This is a genomic window from Gemmatimonadota bacterium (assembly GCA_016719105.1).
Taxonomy (GTDB): domain Bacteria; phylum Gemmatimonadota; class Gemmatimonadetes; order Gemmatimonadales; family Gemmatimonadaceae; genus SCN-70-22.
Window position 1 is genome coordinate 43,484 of the sequence record JADKAQ010000031.1, and the last position, 16,581, is coordinate 60,064.

The window sequence follows — 16,581 nt, forward strand, 5'->3', positions numbered from 1 at the left end:
GGGCTGGCCGCCGCCGCACTGGGGCGCCGGCGCGTGGCACAAGTATGGGTCGGGACCTTCCTCGTCGTCGCGCTAGCGGGGCTCGTCGACTTCTACAAGTGGGAGTACGAGTACGGGCACGACCTCGACATGGAGAATGCGATCATCAAAGTGCCGGGGATGACGTACCAGCCACCGCTGATCGGGTCGAAGCAGTTGCTGAACTTCACGGCGACGTCGATTCCGGGTGTGGGCGGCTATGCCGCAATGATCTCCCTCGGACTGGGGCTTCTGGTGCTCGTGCTCGAGCGCCGCCGCCTCGTCCCGCCTGAAGCGGGCCCTCAGGTCAGCCGGGTTGAAGACCCCAGCACTGGTGGCCTGACCATGCACCGCGCCAACGCTCGCCGGGCCCTGGTGCGCCTGTGCAGGTCTCGTCCATGCTGCTGGCCGTCGGCGCCTGCCAACGCGGCGACGGGCCGCGCCCGCTGGTCGTGGGGGAAGATTCCTGCGACTTCTGCAAGATGGCGATCTCGGATACCCGCTACGGCGGAGAGGTCCGGACCACCACCGGGCGCATCGTCACCTTCGACGCCGTCGAATGCCTGGCGAGCTACATCGCCGCAGCCGGCGACAGCGCGCGGTTCGAGGGCGTGTGGGTCGCCGACTTCGACGGGGGCGGAATGGTCCCGGCCGCGGAGGCGCGCTACGTGACCGGCGGCACGCTGCACAGTCCGATGGGGCGACAGATCACGTCGTTCGCCCCGGACGCGTCGCCGGCCGACCTCGTGGCCAGGCACGGCGGCGAGGTCAAGTCGTGGCAGCAGGTGCTGGCGTCGGCGCCGACGCCCCCGCAGGGGGCAGCGGCGCAGCCGGCCGCGATGTCGCACCATCACTGATCGTCGCGCATTCCCGTCACCGTGAGTACCGTGAGCCCCCTCCTCACTCCGTGCTCTCGCCCCTCATCACCCCCGCGCCACCGCGCGGTGGTGCGACGAGTGGCGGCGATCGCCGGCGCCATGCTGCTCGCCGTCGCCGCCCTCGCCCGCGTGACGTGGGGACGAGGGCGGGCCGTCGCGTTCGACATCCAGCCTGCACGATCGAGGTCTCCCCGACGGGCCGCGTACCGCGCATCGGCGACGCCCTCCGGTCGGCGGCACCGGGGACGCGCATCCTCGTCAGGCGCGGGACGTATCGCGAGCCGCGCATCATCATCGATCGCCCGGGATCACGTTGGAGGGTGAAGCGGGGGCCATCATCGACGGCAGCGGCACGCACACCATCCTCGAGATCACCGCTGACGATGTCACCGTTCGCGGACTGACAATCCGCAACACGGGGCCGAGCCAGTCGGAGGAACGCGCGGGGATCCTCGTGCACGACGTGGGGGGATGCCGCGTGCAGCACAACCGCCTCGAGGAGACACTCTTCGCGATCTACCTCGCCAAGGTGCACGACTGCCTCGTGAGCGACAACGTGATCCGCGGGCACGAACGCGCCCAGACGGTGTCGGGCAATGGCGTGCATATCTGGTCCAGCGAGCGCGTGCAGGTGCTGCGCAACGACGTGCGCGGGCATCGCGACGGGATCTACTTCGAGTTCGTGAAGCGCGGGCGTGTGGTCGGCAACCGGTCGCAGCGCAGTGCGCGGTACGGCATGCACTTCATGTTCTCCGACGATTGCCGCTACGAGGACAACCTGTACCGCGACAACGCCAACGGGATCGCCGTGATGTACTCCAACCGGGTGGAGATGATCGGCAACCGCTTCGAGCACAACTGGGGGAGCGCCGCCTACGGCCTCCTCCTCAAGGACATCAACGACTCGCGCATCGAGGGGAACACCTTCCTCTCCAACTCGGTCGGACTCTACCTGGAGGGGGCCAACCGCAACGTCGTGCTCCGCAACGCCTTCCGGGCGAACGGCTGGGCGCTCAAGACGATGGCCAACGCCACCGGGAACCTGTTCGAGCGCAACACCTTCGAGGGGAACGCCTTCGACGTGGGGACCAACAGCACGTCCAACGTGTCGCGCTTCCAGGAGAACTACTGGGATCGTTACCGCGGCTACGACCTGGACCGCAACGGGATCGGCGACGTGCCACACGCCCCGGTGCGCCTCTTTGCCCTGGTGGTAGAGCAATCGCCACCGACGCTCCTCCTCCTGCGGTCGCTCCTGGTCGACCTGCTCGACCTGGCCGAACGCGTGATCCCGACGCTCACTCCAGAGACACTGCTCGACGAGCGCCCGCTGATGAAGCGTCCGGCGCAGGATGGTGCGCGTGGTTAGGGCCCGCGGCGTGACCAAGGCCTACGGGCGCCTGCAGGTGTTGCAGGGGCTCGACCTCGACGTCGAGCGCGGGCAGGTGACGGCGATCATCGGCCCCAACGCCTCGGGGAAGACGACGTTCAACAAGATCCTCCTCGGGCTCGTGCGCGCCGACGGCGGCGAGGTCTCCATCGACGGCAAGCGGCTCGACGGCGGCTCGGCGTACCGCGCCCACATCGGCTACATGCCGCAAGCCGCACGCTTCCCCGAGAACCTCACCGCCTACGACGTCTTTCGCATGCTGGCCGACCTGCGCGGCGCGGCCGCCGGACGCGACGAGCAGCTCGTCGACGAGTTCGCGTTAGGTCCGGTGCTCAAGACGCCGATTCGCGTCCTCTCGGGCGGTATGCGCCAGCGCGTGAATGCGGCGCTGGCGTTCCTCTTCCGCCCCGCCCTCCTCCTCCTCGACGAACCGACCGCCGGGCTCGACCCCATCTCCAGCGGGACGCTCAAGGACAAGATCCGCCGGGAGCGCGAAGCGGGGCGCACCTTCATCCTCACCTCGCACGTCATGAGCGAGCTGGAGGAACTCTCCGACCGCATCGCCTTCCTGCTCGACGGGCGCGTACACTTCTCGGGGACGCAGGACGAGCTCAAGTCGCTCACCGGCGAGTCGACGCTCGAGCGGGCCATCGCCCACCTCATGCGGCAGGGGACGTCCGCGCCCCTCGGCGAGGCGCGCGCGTGAGCACCGTCCTCAAGATCATGCGCTACGTCCTCATGGACGTGCTGCGCAACCGCTGGGTCATCGGCTACGCCCTCTTCTTCGTCGCGGTCACCGACGTCCTGTTGCGGTTAGGCGGGAGCGGGCCGCGCGCCCTGCTCTCGCTCCTCAACGTCGTCGTGTTGCTCATCCCGCTGGTCACGATCGTCTTCGGGACGATCTACTGGCACGGGGCACGCGAGTTCAACGAGCTGCTGCTCTCCCAGCCCGTGGCGCGGGCCACGCTCTTCCACGGCCTCTTTGCCGGGCTGGTGATCCCGCTGTCGGCGGCCTTTGTCGTCGGCGTCTCGATCCCCGTCCTGGTCCACCGCGCGGCCGACGGCGAGACGCTCGCACTGCTCGGCATGATGCTGGTGGCCGGCTGCGCGCTCACCGCGGTGTTCGGCGCGCTCGCCGTGCTCATCGCCGGGCTGGTCGACGATCGCCTCAAGGGGCTGGGGCTGGCGTTAGGCGTCTGGCTCCTCATGACCGTCGCGTACGACGGGCTCGTGCTGTGGGTCGCGATGGCCTACCAGGACTACCCGCTCGAGGGTCCGATGCTGGCGCTCACCTTCGCCAATCCGGTCGACCTGGCGCGCGTCCTCCTCGTCCTGCGCTTCGACGTCTCGGCCCTGATGGGCTACACGGGGGCGGTGATGCAGCGCCTGCTGGGGAGCCCGATGGGGATCCTGGCGGCGGTCGCCGGACTCGCCGTCTGGACCGTCGCGCCGGGGCTCCTGGCGCTGCGGGCCTTCAAGCGTAGGGACTTCTGAGACAGCGGTTCCGGGCCCCCCCGACGTCATACCTGCAGCAAATCTATTTCTTTTCAGAACGACCAAAACGACCACCGGAATCACCCCGCCCCTACCCTCTCCGGAGCCGCCATGCGCCCCCTGAGCACCCCGCGTTCCCTGCCCTTGCGTTCCCTGCAGAGCCTGAGCACCCTCCTCGTCGTCGCCACCCTGAGCGCCGCGTGCGGCGGTGGCGGCGAGGCCGCGGCCGATGCGGCGGCGACCGCCGCGTCCGAAGCCCCCGCGGTGGCGGCTGGGGCGGCCTCGTTCGACCCGGCGGCCATTACGCCGCAGATGCTGGCCCAGGGCGACAGCCTGTTCCACGGGCTGATTGGGGCAACCTCGTGCCAGGCGTGCCATGGCGCCGACGCCAAGCAGGCGACCGTCGCCCCCGACCTCACCGACGCCGAGTGGCTGCACAGCGACGGGAGCTGGGAGGGGATCTACAAGACGGTGCAGGCGGGCGTGTCGGCCCCGAAGAAGTTCACCAGCATGATGCCGGCCGACGGCGGCATCCCCATGACCGACGAGCACCGCCGCGCCGTGACCGCGTACGTGTACAAGCTGGGGCACCCGTAGGACGGTGGGTCCGTTCGTCAGGCGGTCGGGAGTGTAGCCTCGAGGACGTCAAACAGGAGGCTGCAGCAGGTCACCCCGCCCTCGGCCTTGGCGAGTTCCGATGCATCGACGCCGATCACGCTGACCCCGTGGGCACGCAGCATGTTCTGCGTGCGCGGGAAGGCGGTGGAGTGAATCACTCCACCGCTCACCATCACCGCGTTGGCGGCGAACGGCTCGGCGGGATCGACGGTGAGCGCGTCGAAGCCATCGAATTGCGCGGCGTCGACCCAGTCGGGGTTGACGAGGATCCAGTCCGGGCTCACCTGGGTCACCGCGGTCTTCAGGTGCAACGCTCCGGCGACCGCGACCTCACGTACGTCGTAGCCGAACGGCGCGACGAGCGCGCGCAGCGCAGCGATCCCCTCGGCGGTGGTGCGCTGCGTGAGCCCGACGAACAGCGTGCGCCCGATGCGCAGCACGTCGCCGCCGTCGAGGGTGGCCGGCTCGGGGATGCGCACGCAGCGCCGGAACGGCGCCAGCGCCTCGGCCATCGCGTCGACCTCGGGGCGGCGTGAGGCGGCGCCGGGGCGCGTGAGGACCGCGACCTCGTCGAGCACCAACGCCACGTCCTCGACGAAGACCGCGTCGGGGAGGTCGGGGAGTTCGGGGAGGCGGATCACGCGCACGCCCAACGACTCCAGCGCCTCCTCATACGCGTCGTGCTGGTCGCGAGCGACGGCGAGGTCGATGGGCGTGCGGGCGACGTGGGTCAGTTCGCACTCGGTGATGGAGCGCGAGACTTCGCGGGTGATGGCGACGATCATGTGAGGGGGGCGAGGGGATCACCGAAGCTATCGCCGACGATTGGCCGACGCATCCGCGTCGGGGAGTTGTCGACGCGGGCGCCCGACCGCGGGCTAGCGCGCGCGATTCACGGTGAGGATGTTTCCCGGCTCACCGACCCCCGATCGCCCCGTGTCCCAGCCCGTGCACTTCCACCAGCCGGCGCGCTTCCCGCGCGGCTTTCATAACGCGTCGCGTAACGTCGGGCTCAAGCCTACGGCGCGCGACCTCACGCTCTTCGTGAGCGACGTCGAGGCCAACGCGGCCGCCGTCTTCACGCGCAACCACTTTCCGGGCGCGCCGATCATCCTCGGGCGAGAGACCATCAGGGGCGGGCGGCTCAGGGCGATCATCGCCAACAGCAAGTGCAGCAACGTGGCGACGGGAGACGAAGGGGTGCGCCGCGCGCGCCGCATGGCCGCCGCTGCCGCCGCCGAAGTCGGGACCTCGGCCGACCGAGTGCTGGTGAGCTCCACAGGCGTCATCGGCGTCCCCCTCCCCATCGAGAAGATCGAGGTGGGGGTGAAGGGGATCATGGGCGACCTCTCCGACGATCCGTTGTTAGGCGCCGAGGGGATCATGACCACCGACACGCATCCCAAGGCGCTGTCGGTGAGCGTGGGTGAGGCGACGATCACCTTCGTGGCCAAGGGGTCGGGGATGATCGAGCCCAACATGGCGACGATGCTGGCCTACATCTTCACCGACGCCGCCCTCGACGCCGCCACGCTCGACCGCATGCTGCGCGAGGCGGTGCACGTCTCGTTCAACATGCTCTCGGTCGACACCGACACGAGCACGTCGGACACCTGCGCCATCCTGGCCAACGGTCTCGCCGGCGCGGTGGACGAAGCCGCGTTCCAGGCGGCGCTCACCGCCGGCTGCCTGCGCATGACCGAGATCCTGGCGCGCGACGGCGAAGGCGCGGAGCACCTCATTCGAGCGACGGTGCGCGGGGCGAGCGACGAGGGCGAGGCGCGCCGTGTGGCCAAGTCGCTGGTGAACTCGCCCCTGGTGAAGACGATGGTACACGGGGCCGATCCCAACGTGGGGCGCCTGCTGATGGCCGTGGGGAAGTGCTTCGAGGTTCCCATCGCCGCCAGCCGCACCGACGCCTGGATCAACGCGACGCCGGTGGTGCGCGGCGGGATGCGCCTCGACTTCGCGGACGCCACCGTACGCGAGACGCTCAAGGCCGAGGTGGTGGAGCTGGTGGTCGACCTCGGACTCGGCACGGCGACGGCGACGGCCTACGGCTGCGACCTCACCAAGGGGTACGTGGACGAGAACGCGGCGTACTACTCGTCGTAGCGTGCCTAACGGGCCGGCGTCGGGAAGTACGTCGGCTCGTTGCCCTTGCGCCACTTGATGTTGCAGCCGAGGCTGGGGAACTGGTCGGCGGCGGGCGGCTCGTGCGCGAGGACGGCATCCAGGGCGGCGCGTAGGTCGCGCCCCGTCACCGGGCGCTCGTTCTTCGGTCGCGAGTCGTCGAGCTGGCCGCGATAGACCAGCCGTCCATCGGTATCGAAGACGAAGAAGTCCGGGGTACAGGCCGCCGCGTAGGCCTTGGCCACCTCCTGCGACTCGTCGAACAGAATCGGAAAGGCATAGCCGAACTCGCGCGCCATCGCCGCCATGCTCGCCGGTGCATCGTCGGGATAGTTCACGACGTCATTCGAGGCGATGGCCACCAGGGCCACGCGGTCGCGGTAGTCGGCATCGAGGCGGGCGAGCTCGGCGGCCACGTGCTGCACATAGGGACAGTGACGGCTGATGAACATCACCAGCATCGCGCGTCCCTGCCCAACGCCATCGCGCGTGAAGGTGCGTCCGTGCGCGACGTCGGGGAGGGCGAAGTCGGGAGCGGTGGTGCCGAGCGCGAGCATGGTCGATTCGGTGCGCGCCAAGAGCAGGTCTCCTGTACGGGGGCTGAAAGGACTCGTAGCAGGATAACCGCGCGACGCCTAACCGTGTTCCGGCACGCACGGGCTCGCCGGTCGGGCGAAGGTGGTGGGGCGCGTGCAGCGCCGAGGTTCGGGAGCGGAGTGGGTGGAAAAAGAAAACCCCCGGGATTGCTCCCGGGGGCGGCTCGCAGCCAGCGACCCTAGCACGAAGGCGAACAGGTATAGCTGCGAGTATCAGTAATAAGACGTGTGAACCGTTGAGGCGCAACTCGGGGAACTACGAGTGGGATCCACGATGCGCAGCTGTGCACACAGCGTGACAGTTTCGTTGTGCAGCGTGATGGCGCCGACTTCACGACCGACGCGTCCAGAACGCCACGGTGCCGCAGACCGACGAGTTGCCGGCGTACTCAGGTGGCGTCTCGGCCGCCGTGCGATACAGCTCGATGCCGGCGAGCGACTGCACGGGGAGGGCGTCCACATCGAAGGGCGATTGCATCCCCCAGGTCCACATGCGCATGCCATCGACGATGACCTGCATGTAGCACGAGCGCGAGAATCGCTCTCCCGATTGCTCCCAGCCCTGGATCATCGCGACCTGCGGCAAGCTCGGTGGTGAGGGAGACGCGACCGCGTTTCCCCCCGTGGGAAGCGGGAGGAGCCTCACTCCGGTGATGGAGCGCAGCACGTCGGAGGTGCGACTGTCGTCGCGCGCGCGCAGCGCCGACTCGTCGAGGAAGCGCCCGCGTCCGGCGGCGCGATGTTCGCGGAAGAGCGCGAGCCCGCGAGCGCGCTCTCCCTTGGCGCTCGGCGGTGCGACGGTGTCACGGCGCGCGACCACCGGTGGTCGCACCAGGAGGCGGCGAGCGCCGATCGAACCGGCCGTCAGGCGCAACGTGTCGCGCCACCGGGCGCCGGTCTCGGCGGCGGATTCGACCTGCACCAGCGTCGCGCCGGGGAGCGCGCACAGCGTGGCGCGCCCCGCGTCGTCGAGCACTGCCTCGAGGTCGCGCTGCACCTCCGTGAGTGTGCTCCCCCGCGACTCGACGGCGCGCCAGGTGGCGCGCATGGGGGCGGCGCGCAGCGGTTCTCCGCTGGCGGCATCACGCACGGTGACGACGACGATCCCCTCCCGCGCGAGGTCGACCGGGGTGCGGCAGAGGCGGGCGGCGCGCGTGCGCAGCGACGGCAGCGCGAGCCTAACGCGCATGGTGCCGCTGGCCGGCACGTCGAGGAAGGGCGACGGCACCACCAGCCCTAACGAGTCGAAGGCCGGGGTGGAGAGCCCGATGGCGTAGGCCCCCGCCGGCACGCCGACGAGCGAGAAGCGCCCGTCCGCACCGGTGGTTGCCGCGAGCGCGGTCCCCTCGAGGGTGACCGTCACCCCGGCCGCCGGTGCGCCGGCGACGCTGTCGAAGACCGTCCCCGCAATCGACGCCCCCGTGGGAGTCGACGCCGCCATGGCGGCGGTGACGCCGCTCTCGACGCTCCCGCCCGCATCGTGGTACAGCGTGAGGCGTGTCTCTCCGGCGCTGTTCCCGGTGGCCGCCGCGCGCGGCATCCGGATGCGCCAGTCGTCGACGATCCAGCGCCCATCGGCGAGCCGCGCGAAACGCACGCGCCCGCCGAGCCCATCGCGAGCGGCGTCGCCCGGCACGCCGGGGGGGAGCGCCGTGTAGGTGAACTCGAGTTCGCGCAGCTCGGACGAGGCGCCGTCGAGCCAGAGGACGCCGGCGACATCGGGGCGCTCGCTCTCGCGCGTTGGGGAAAAGGCCAGGCCGTTGAACGCGGCGCGCGCGCCTACACCCGACACGAGCCGGAAGCAGTGCGCGGCCAGGAACTCCTCGGAGAGGAGGACGTCGGCGTCGGGGGCGTAGTAGTCGGTGCTGCCGTCGGCGCGCCGCACGATGTAGCCGTCGCTGGCCAGCTGTGCCGCGGGGAGACTGCGAAAGAGGTGGCCGATGGTCTCGATCGAGGTGCGCCGTTCGTCGCGCACGACGCGCCCCGATCCGGCGTCGACATCGCGACTGAAGCGGGTCACGCGTCCGCTCTCGGCGCGCTGCGCGGTGAGCACCGACGCGGTGAGGGCGGCGCGTACGTCTTCCCAGAGGGCGACGAGCCGCGGGTCGCCGTCTTTCGGCTGCCGACAGCTCGCGCGCTCCGTCACCCGCACCGCGCCCAGGGCGGGGACGACGGCGTCGACCTCGATCGGCTCGCGGCGCGCCTCGTCAGCCGCAAGGGCGAACGGCGCGGTGCGGGTCGGCCGGACACCGATGCGCTTGACCAGGAGGGCGAAGCGCCCGGCCCTGGGGGCTCGCAGTTCGTATGCGCCGCCGGCGTCGCTGAGTCCGGCGACGACGGTGCGTCCTTCGTCATCGACGAGCGTGAGGACGACGCCGGCGAGGGGCGCCCCGGAGCCACGTTCGGTGACGGCGCCGCGGACGAGTTGGGCGGAGAGCGGAGGGGCGAGCAGCGACAGTAGGGCGAGCGAGGCGAGGCGGGACGCGAGGCGCGATGAGAGGTGCGACGCGAGGATGCCGCGCACGCACCCGCGCGAGACGGACGGCGCCGTCGTCCGAGGCCGGGGCGACGCTACGCCCTCGCACTGGCAGAGTGCCGGCGTCGCGGGCGATTCGAGCGTGGCGGGTAGATCGAGCCTGCGGCTGAGCGAGCGCGTCGTGGCTGAGGGGTCCAAACGGCGACGGATTGCGAGGGGCGGAACGAGGCGCGCGCCAAACGAGACGGGTGCCAGACTCTCGGAATCTGCCGACCGAGGCACCAGTCCGCGATACGCAGCGGCCGCGGAGGAGGGGGCGGGCGGGTGGGGCGTCACCCTGCGCCCGGTCGCTGGCCTCCGCGCGCCTCACACGCTCGGCCCTGTGCGGCAACGCCCACGAGGGCGTCGCCCCAACGTCGTTCTACGCGACCAGCCAGCGCAGCGTCACGCCGATGGTCCGGGCGACCCCCGCCCCCAGGAAGGGGCCGATCACGCCGATGGCCAAGGTGACGCCGTAGGGGGCGCCGGGGACGATGCGAGGGGCGAGCAGGCCCACAATCCCCCCCATCACGGCTGCGATGCAGGCCAGGGGGAACAACAGCGAGCGGCGTTCGGGCGCCGTGGGGGGCGTCGCGTGGTCTGAGGGATGTGTCGTGCTCACGGTCGTACCCCGTTTGGGTGACGCGGTACGATAGGTCCGACCAATGAGCATCGCGACGGGCGAACACCGCACGGCCGCGGCGCAAACGGCGCGTGTTGGCGCAGGGGAAAGGCACTACGTGTGCGCTGCAGGCGGACGGTGCGTGGGGGAATGAGTGATGGGGGAACGAGTCAGGGCCCCGCGGTGGCGGGGCCCTGACCCTAACGCTTGCATGAAGTTGCGACGCACCGATTGTTGATTCTGAAACGCTCTACACATTGAATCTGAGATGCCACGCGCCGTTTGTCGCCTGAATTCTCGAGTGGGAAGCGATCCGTCTGCGGAAATGACTGGACGGTCCAGGCGGGCGATCTACGCTCGCGGGTCTCGGGCGAGCTATGTGCGTGATTGCGAGACCCGTTCTTCGTGATCTTGGGACTCCTCGCATAATGTCGAGACGGTCACATTGATTCCGAGACCAGTCGGCGGCGCCGTGCTCAATACTCCGGCGATGATGCGCGCGGCGCCGGATCGCTCGGCATGTTCGGCAATGTCGACATCGGGCCACGGATCGCTCCACCGACCGGACCGGGTCACAAGCCACTCCGAGCGCTCGGTCGTGGCAGACGATGCTGCGGCGGGAGAACGACCGCTCGACCTCGCGAGCGCCATCCTGGCCGTGGCGGCGTGGGATGTTCCGCCGCTCGGAGGTGGCGGTTCGAGCTCGCTGCCGCGGAGTGCCGTCGTCGGCCTGGTTCTGAGTCAAGGCGGCCGGCCCATGCAGCACGACGCGCTGCTGGAGCGCCGCGTGCGGCGACTTGCCGGTGAACGGCGGTGGTCTCCTCTCATCTCACCAGACGCTCCTTGCTCGGGGCAGCCGCGATGCTCAGCGCGGTGTGGGTATCAGGCCTCGTGGTAGCGCATCCCATGCCGACGGGCGCCGCTGCGGGCGTTGCGCACTGCGCGCACGTCCATCAGAACGCGCTCTCGCACCTGTTCTGCGCGGTGGATCACGAGCACCAGCCCGGGCAGCGCTGCCCGCATGAGCACGTGCGTCAGGACGCCGTGCGAATCGACGGGGCTGTGTCCACCGCCTAGTCCCGGAGCCTGTTGACATAGGGGGTGGGGGTATGTATCATATACCCCACCAGGGTATCCACACGGATACCCCGATCCTTTGTCAATCGGAGTCCGCGACATGACTGGTCCGAGTACCCCCAAGACGGCTGGCGCCCACTGCGCCGCCATGAGCCCACCCCCCTCCTCCGCTGCTGCTGACGCAGCCGAGTCCCGAGCCTCACAACGCCTCGACCTAGCGGTAGCTGGAATGACCTGCGGACACTGTGTCCGGGCTGTGAGCAATGCCCTGAACGGTCTGCCCGGTGTCGAGGTCGATGACGTACGCATCGGCCGGGCGTCGGTACGGCTCGAGCCAGGGACGGTGCTCCCTGCCGCGCTCATCCAGGCGCTCCGCGAGGCCGGCTACCCGGCCAGCTTCGCGTCAGGGTCGGGTCTTGGCAACGGTGCAGGCACGGCGGTCAGTGCGGAGGCCAAGACGGGTCTTCCGCAGGCGCCGACGAGCGGCGGCTGCTGCTCGTCGCGCTGATTGCTCCTTCACGTTCCTTCAACACACACGGAGACATCCACCATGTTCGCCTCACTCGGCGGCATCGACTGGCTCGTGATCGCCGGAGCCGGCACCACGATCCTCTGGGTCAACTGGTACTTCTTCGCCGCGGAGCGCGCCCCGGCCACGGCCGCCATAGGCTCGGCAGGGCACACGCAGGAGGTCACCGTGGCCGTCCATGGCGGCTACACGCCCTCCGCCATTCGCGTGAAGGCCGGCGCCCCGGTTCGCCTCCTGTTTGACCGCCAGGAGACCTCGAGTTGCTCGCAAGAAGTCGTGTTTGCGGACTTCGGCATCCGCACCTACCTGCCGGCGCACGAGACCACCGCGGTCACCGTGACCCCGGCGAAGCCTGGCGTCTACGAATTCACCTGCGGGATGAGCATGCTGCGCGGCAAGCTCATCGCCGAGTAGTTCCCCCCGCGCGAGGACACGAACCATGACCACCGCGAATATCACGCACCCGCGGCCCGCTGCGCCTCCGCCATCGGCGGAGCAGGTCGTCATCCCGGTGACGGGCATGACGTGCGCCGCCTGCCAGGGTCGCGTTCAGCGGACGTTGAGCAAGACACCGGGCGTCGTCGACGCCTCGGTGAATCTGATGATGGGCAATGCCACGATTGCGTACGACGCGTCGGCGATCACGCCGGACGCGCTGGTCGAGCGGATTCGCGCGACCGGTTATGGCGCGGAGTTGCCTCGTGCGGATCGCACCGCCTTCGAGGAGCAAGCTGCGCGCGACGCCGCGACGGCGGAGGAGTTTCGGGAGCTGCGCGCGAAAGCGTGGGCGAGCGCCATCGCGGGCGTCCTGGCGATGCTGCTCAGTATGCCCCTTATGGGTGCAATGGATGCAGGACACAATGGGCCCGTGGCCGACCCGTTCATGGGGTGGGCAATGGAGCACATGACGCCGGGCCTGCGGAGCGTGCTGCCATGGCTCTACGCCATTCCGGCTTCGGTCCTCTCATGGGGGCTGCTCCTCGTGACGCTCGGCGTCATGACGTGGGCGGGCCGGCACTTCTACACGCGGGCGTGGGCTGCCTTTCGCCATCACTCCGCCGACATGAACACGCTCGTCGCCGTGGGCACGGGCGCGGCGTTCGTGTACTCGGTGGTCGCCACGGTCGCACCGAGCTTCTTCGTGCGCCATGGGGTAGCGCCCGACGTGTACTACGAGGCGGTGATCATCATCATCGCGCTCATACTCACCGGGAATGCCTTCGAGGCGCGCGCCAAGCGCGAGACGTCGACCGCGCTCCGCGCACTGGCGAACCTGCAGCCGAAGACGGCGCGTGTGCTGCGCGATGAGGCGGAGCAGGACGTGCCGGTCGACAGCGTGCGCGCGGACGACATGATCCTCGTGCGGCCCGGAGAGCGCGTGCCGGTGGACGGGGAGATCGTCAGCGGAGAGAGCGCGGTGGACGAGAGTATGCTGACCGGCGAGTCACTGCCCGTCACGAAGCGCACGGGTGATCGCGTGATCGGCGGGACGATCAATCGCACGGGGGCATTCCGGTACCGCGCCACGACGCTTGGCGAAACGAGTGTCCTGGCGCAGATCGTGAAGCTGATGCGCGATGCGCAGGGATCGCGCGCCCCGATCCAGCGCCTGGCGGATCGCATCAGCGCGATCTTCGTTCCGGTCGTGGTCTCGCTCGCCGTGGCGACGTTCGCCGCGTGGTTTGTGGCGGTGCACGCGACGGGCGGCGGCGTGGGCGAAGCGACCGTCCGGGCGTTCGCGGCGGCCGTGGCCGTGCTGATCATCGCGTGCCCCTGTGCCATGGGCTTGGCCGTCCCCACCGCCGTGATGGTCTCGACGGGCAAGGGTGCGGAGCTCGGCGTGTTGATCAAGGGTGGGGAGGCGCTGCAGCGTGCCGGCGACATTACGACGGTCGTGCTCGACAAGACCGGCACGGTGACCGAAGGACGGCCAACGGTGACGGACGTCGAGGTCGTACAGGACAGCCCGATGGCGAGCGACGCGTTGCTCTCGCTCGTCGCGTCACTCGAGACGATGAGTGAGCATCCGCTGGCCGATGCGCTCGTTCGCCATGCCCGCGGCCGGGGGCTCACCGTCGAGACTCCGGAAGCCTTCGCATCCTACACGGGGCGTGGGGCCACAGGGGTGGTGCTGGGACGCGCGCTGGCCGTCGGAAACGAAGCCTTGCTGCAGGACTTCGCCGTCGACGTCTCGCCCCTGCGCGCTGTTGCCCATCGCCTCGCCGACGAAGGCAAGACGGCGATGTACGTCGCGGTCGACGGTGCGCTCGCGGGTGTGGTGGCCGTCGCAGACCCGATTCGCGCGACGTCTCGCGCGGCGATCCAGCGGATGCAGCGTCTTGGCCTCGACGTGGTAATGCTCACGGGCGACAACCAGCGCACCGCGGATGCAGTCGCGCGGGACGCCGGCATCGGCCGCGTGGTCGCCGGCGTGCTGCCGGCCGGCAAGGTGGCGGAGATTGAGCGCCTGCAGGCTGGCGGGCGGGTGGTCGCCATGGTCGGTGACGGCATCAACGACGCCCCAGCGTTGGCGAAAGCCGACATTGGCATCGCGATGGGTAGCGGCACCGACATCGCGGTCGAAGCGGCCGATATCGCACTCATGCGCGGTGATCTCGCCAGCGTCGTGGACGCGATCCGACTCTCGCGGCGCACGATGCGCACGATGAAGCAGAACCTCTTCTGGGCTTTTGCCTACAACGTCGTCGGCATTCCCGTCGCGGCCGGCCTGCTGTTCCCGATCACCGGCCTGTTGTTGAGCCCTATCCTCGCGAGCGCGGCGATGGCGTTCAGCAGCGTGAGCGTGGTCATGAACAGCCTGCGCCTTCGGCGATTCGCCGCGACGACGGCCTAGCAGCACCGCATCACGCATCGCGCATCGTAGCACGCGCCCGAGGCAGCATTCACGAGCACTGCGTCACACTACCTGATCCTGGAGCACCTCGATGACCCCGAACCAGAGCCGCCACACCACCTCGCACGACCAGACCGACGACGCGTCCGATGCGACATGGGATGCCACGCTCAACACATCGGCCGCCAGCAGCGGGTGCAGTGCCCACGGCGACGCGGCCGTGGAGGGGCGGAAGGCCGTTGCCGTCGACGGCGCGGTGAAGGAGCGCAACATCAAGCGCCTCCGCCGCATCGAGGGTCAAGTGCGCGGCCTCCAGAAGATGGTGGACGACGACCGCTACTGCGCGGACATCATGACGCAGATCTCGTCGGTACACGAGGCGCTGCGCAGCGTGTCGCGGGAACTCATGCGCAACCATTTGAAGCACTGCGCCAGCTCGGCGATGCAGTCGACAGACGCTGCGGCGGAGTCGATGTACGACGAGCTGGTCGACCTCATGTTCAAGCACAGCCGCTAACCGACCACGGGTCGGCGCGGCCACGGAGATTCCCTCATGAAGGACCTGACACTTGAGGCGCGCTACAACAGCGCGCTGACGCTGGACCAATTCGTCGCGCAGGCGGCGGCAAATCACGAGCTGTGGGCGACGTTCGCCAAGCGCGCAGCGCCCGACGCGGACCTGGTGGCGCGTGTCAATCGCCTGTCGGCGCGCCGGCACCTGCTGGTGCTGCTCGAGGACTGGTGCGGCGACGCCGTCAACACGATCCCGGCGCTCGCGGCGCTGGCTGGTGCGTCTGCCACGCTGGATCTGCGGATCCTCACGCGAGACGAGAACCCGGATCTGATGGACGCGCACCTCACCGGCGGCACGCGATCCATCCCCATCGTGATCGTGCTCGACGAGGCGTACCACGAAGTCGGCTGGTGGGGCCCGCGGCCTGCGCCACTCCAGTCCTGGGTGCGCTCGGAGGGGCACGCACTCGACAAGACAGCGCGGTACCGCGAGGTCCGGCGATGGTACGCGCGGGATCGTGCCCAGACCACGTTGACGGAGATCCTCGCGCTCCTCGAAGGCGGCGCTGCCGCCCGGGCCGCCTAGCGCCCGCATCGCCGGCATCATCAGCATGACCAGTAGGCAGCGTCGTGGACTTCCGATATCGGGTCTCATGTTTTACGCTACGTAAAACGTAGATTGCCCGGTCGACGCCTGCACCACCTACAACGACCACTTCTCGTCCCATGACTGCCTTACATCGATGGCCCCAGCGCTTCGCGCTGGCCGCCACCATGACCATATCGTCCTTGAGCCTGCCGCAAAATGCGAAGGCTCAAACAGACTACTACAACACCGACGCCGGTCGTCCGCTGCAGATCGAAGACGCCTATGCCGTGGAGCGCCGCGCGCTCGAGATACAAGCGGCTCCGCTCCGCCTGGAGAGAAACCGTCGCGGTGTGTACAACTGGGGCATCGAGCCGGAGCTCGCGTATGGCCTGTTTCGCCGTACTCAGGTCGAAATCGGCCTGCCGATTGCCATCCTCGATGCCGGGGTAGGCGGCAAGACGGTGGGCATCACCGGGCTTGACGCGTCGGTGCTGTACAACCTGAACACCGAGACCCGCATTCCGGCACTGGCCATCGGTGCCAGCGTGCTGGCCCCCGTGGGTGGACTCGCCGCCGACGCGACGTACGCCAGTGTGAAGGGCATCGCGACAAAGACGTTTCAATGGGCGCGTTTCCATGTGAACGGTCAATACACGGCAGGGAAAGCACCCGCGTCGGTCCGGATGCGGCCGGCGCGGTAGGGGCTGGCGCGTCCGAGTTGTCCCGGTGGCTGGGTGGCGTCTCGGTCGACCGCC

General features: G+C 69.3%; 16 protein-coding genes. 12 read left to right on the top strand and 4 right to left on the bottom strand.

The features are described 5' to 3' along the window. Positions 1-416 precede the first annotated feature (416 nt). From IPN47_22925 to IPN47_22945, 5 genes are all read left to right on the top strand, one after another. A complete protein-coding gene (locus IPN47_22925) occupies positions 417-875 on the top strand; it encodes a nitrous oxide reductase accessory protein NosL (GenBank protein ID MBK9410850.1) in 459 nt (152 codons plus the stop codon). A 334-nt stretch (positions 876-1,209) separates the two neighbouring features. Continuing rightward, positions 1,210-2,265, top strand: a complete 1,056-nt coding sequence (gene nosD / locus IPN47_22930) for a nitrous oxide reductase family maturation protein NosD (protein MBK9410851.1) — start codon at positions 1,210-1,212, stop codon at positions 2,263-2,265. Then, positions 2,258-2,992, top strand: a complete 735-nt coding sequence (locus tag IPN47_22935) for an ABC transporter ATP-binding protein (protein MBK9410852.1) — start codon at positions 2,258-2,260, stop codon at positions 2,990-2,992. Before nosD ends, IPN47_22935 begins: the two co-directional genes overlap by 8 nt. Then, positions 2,989-3,780: an ABC transporter permease gene (locus IPN47_22940; protein ID MBK9410853.1), complete on the top strand. Its 792-nt coding sequence runs from the start codon at positions 2,989-2,991 to the stop codon at positions 3,778-3,780. The genes IPN47_22935 and IPN47_22940 overlap by 4 nt, the downstream gene beginning before the upstream one ends. A gap of 144 nt (positions 3,781-3,924) precedes the next feature. Then, complete coding sequence (locus IPN47_22945) at positions 3,925-4,377, top strand: c-type cytochrome (protein ID MBK9410854.1); 453 nt, start codon at positions 3,925-3,927, stop codon at positions 4,375-4,377. Positions 4,378-4,394: 17 nt separating this feature from the next. On the opposite strand, the gene IPN47_22950 is transcribed toward IPN47_22945, so the two are convergent. After that, positions 4,395-5,183, bottom strand: coding sequence for a dimethylargininase (locus IPN47_22950; GenBank protein ID MBK9410855.1), 789 nt, complete (start codon positions 5,181-5,183; stop codon positions 4,395-4,397). 118 nt (positions 5,184-5,301) lie between these two features. Here IPN47_22950 and argJ point away from each other — a divergent pair, with 118 nt between their 5' ends. Next, positions 5,302-6,513, top strand: a complete 1,212-nt coding sequence (gene argJ, locus IPN47_22955; GenBank protein ID MBK9410856.1) for a bifunctional glutamate N-acetyltransferase/amino-acid acetyltransferase ArgJ — start codon at positions 5,302-5,304, stop codon at positions 6,511-6,513. A 5-nt stretch (positions 6,514-6,518) separates the two neighbouring features. Here the strand turns inward: argJ and IPN47_22960 are convergent, their stop codons facing one another. The 3 genes from IPN47_22960 to IPN47_22970 all read right to left on the bottom strand — a co-directional run bounded on the left by IPN47_22960 (position 6,519) and on the right by IPN47_22970 (position 10,174). Beyond that, complete coding sequence (locus IPN47_22960) at positions 6,519-7,109, bottom strand: thioredoxin family protein (protein ID MBK9410857.1); 591 nt, start codon at positions 7,107-7,109, stop codon at positions 6,519-6,521. 349 nt (positions 7,110-7,458) lie between these two features. After that, on the bottom strand, positions 7,459-9,651 hold the full coding sequence (locus tag IPN47_22965; protein MBK9410858.1) for a carboxypeptidase regulatory-like domain-containing protein: 2,193 nt from the start codon (positions 9,649-9,651) through the stop codon (positions 7,459-7,461). A gap of 373 nt (positions 9,652-10,024) precedes the next feature. Continuing rightward, positions 10,025-10,174, bottom strand: a complete 150-nt coding sequence (locus tag IPN47_22970) for a hypothetical protein (GenBank protein MBK9410859.1) — start codon at positions 10,172-10,174, stop codon at positions 10,025-10,027. 1,315 nt (positions 10,175-11,489) lie between these two features. Between IPN47_22970 and IPN47_22975 the strand changes: the two genes are divergently transcribed. The 6 genes from IPN47_22975 to IPN47_23000 all read left to right on the top strand — a co-directional run bounded on the left by IPN47_22975 (position 11,490) and on the right by IPN47_23000 (position 16,527). Then, the gene (locus IPN47_22975; GenBank protein MBK9410860.1) at positions 11,490-11,849 is read left to right on the top strand and encodes a heavy-metal-associated domain-containing protein; all 360 of its coding nucleotides are present in this window, start codon (positions 11,490-11,492) and stop codon (positions 11,847-11,849) included. 42 nt (positions 11,850-11,891) lie between these two features. Further along, positions 11,892-12,284, top strand: coding sequence for a cupredoxin domain-containing protein (locus IPN47_22980; protein MBK9410861.1), 393 nt, complete (start codon positions 11,892-11,894; stop codon positions 12,282-12,284). 25 nt (positions 12,285-12,309) lie between these two features. Continuing rightward, a complete protein-coding gene (locus tag IPN47_22985) occupies positions 12,310-14,724 on the top strand; it encodes a copper-translocating P-type ATPase (protein MBK9410862.1) in 2,415 nt (804 codons plus the stop codon). Positions 14,725-14,815: 91 nt separating this feature from the next. Next, a complete protein-coding gene (locus tag IPN47_22990) occupies positions 14,816-15,241 on the top strand; it encodes a metal-sensitive transcriptional regulator (GenBank protein ID MBK9410863.1) in 426 nt (141 codons plus the stop codon). A 36-nt stretch (positions 15,242-15,277) separates the two neighbouring features. Further along, complete coding sequence (locus IPN47_22995; protein ID MBK9410864.1) at positions 15,278-15,823, top strand: thioredoxin family protein; 546 nt, start codon at positions 15,278-15,280, stop codon at positions 15,821-15,823. Positions 15,824-15,963: 140 nt separating this feature from the next. After that, positions 15,964-16,527, top strand: a complete 564-nt coding sequence (locus IPN47_23000; GenBank protein MBK9410865.1) for a hypothetical protein — start codon at positions 15,964-15,966, stop codon at positions 16,525-16,527. Positions 16,528-16,581: the final 54 nt, after the last annotated feature.

What these genes read in the sequence shown, in the direction of transcription:
- IPN47_22985 (MBK9410862.1), top strand. Translation starts at nt 12,310, where the DNA reads ATGACCACCGCGAATATCACGCACCCGCGGCCCGCTGCGCCTCCGCCA.
- IPN47_22975 (MBK9410860.1), top strand. Translation starts at nt 11,490, where the DNA reads ATGAGCCCACCCCCCTCCTCCGCTGCTGCTGACGCAGCCGAGTCCCGA.
- IPN47_22950 (MBK9410855.1), bottom strand. Translation starts at nt 5,183, where the DNA reads ATGATCGTCGCCATCACCCGCGAAGTCTCGCGCTCCATCACCGAGTGC.
- IPN47_23000 (MBK9410865.1), top strand. Translation starts at nt 15,964, where the DNA reads ATGACTGCCTTACATCGATGGCCCCAGCGCTTCGCGCTGGCCGCCACC.
- IPN47_22980 (MBK9410861.1), top strand. Translation starts at nt 11,892, where the DNA reads ATGTTCGCCTCACTCGGCGGCATCGACTGGCTCGTGATCGCCGGAGCC.
- argJ (MBK9410856.1), top strand. Translation starts at nt 5,302, where the DNA reads ATGTTTCCCGGCTCACCGACCCCCGATCGCCCCGTGTCCCAGCCCGTG.
- IPN47_22990 (MBK9410863.1), top strand. Translation starts at nt 14,816, where the DNA reads ATGACCCCGAACCAGAGCCGCCACACCACCTCGCACGACCAGACCGAC.
- IPN47_22995 (MBK9410864.1), top strand. Translation starts at nt 15,278, where the DNA reads ATGAAGGACCTGACACTTGAGGCGCGCTACAACAGCGCGCTGACGCTG.
- IPN47_22925 (MBK9410850.1), top strand. Translation starts at nt 417, where the DNA reads ATGCTGCTGGCCGTCGGCGCCTGCCAACGCGGCGACGGGCCGCGCCCG.